This is a genomic window from Rothia sp. HMSC066G02, assembly GCF_001813145.1.
GTDB lineage: Bacteria > Actinomycetota > Actinomycetes > Actinomycetales > Micrococcaceae > Rothia.
This window is the reverse complement of the sequence record NZ_KV811586.1, coordinates 246,621-247,074: the sequence shown is the minus strand read 5'-3', so window position 1 is coordinate 247,074 and position 454 is coordinate 246,621. Positions and strand designations below refer to the sequence as shown.

1 tRNA gene and 1 pseudogene are annotated in these 454 nt (G+C 54.0%); both read right to left on the bottom strand.

The features are described 5' to 3' along the window. Positions 1-51 precede the first annotated feature (51 nt). Positions 52-140 (bottom strand) — tRNA-Ser (locus tag HMPREF2894_RS03680). A 120-nt stretch (positions 141-260) separates the two neighbouring features. Next, positions 261-380 (bottom strand): annotated as a pseudogene (locus tag HMPREF2894_RS09230) (type II toxin-antitoxin system VapB family antitoxin); the annotation flags it as partial. Positions 381-454: the final 74 nt, after the last annotated feature.

The following is a 454-nucleotide window of genomic DNA, read 5'->3' as shown; positions in this document are numbered from 1 at the left end:
ACCAAGGGGTATAAAAAATCCCCGGTCTTAGAATCTAAGACCGGGGATCGGTGGCGGAGGATGGGGGATTTGAACCCCCGAGGGCTGTTAACCCAACACGCGTTCCAGGCGTGCGCCATAGGCCGCTAGGCGAATCCTCCAGCTATGTTTTCTACGCATTGCGTAGGCAACAAATAAAACCTTACTACGCTTTTGCTAAGCATGCAAGCCCTGAGCAATAAAAGTAACAGAAAGCACATTTATGGATGCTTGTGCCCCTGTTTTTGGGTGGTGATAAGGGTGTCGAGGCGTACCCGCTGCGGCGGGATTCCTCCCCAGTCGGCGTGGGTCATGCCGTGCTGGGGGTAGGGGCGACTATCGCCTACTTTTTTGAAAATCATGGTGGTGCTTTCTCAGGTATGGGGCGCCTCGGCGGCACGTGTAACCGTGGGGTTCTGAAGAAATAGTACCAAGG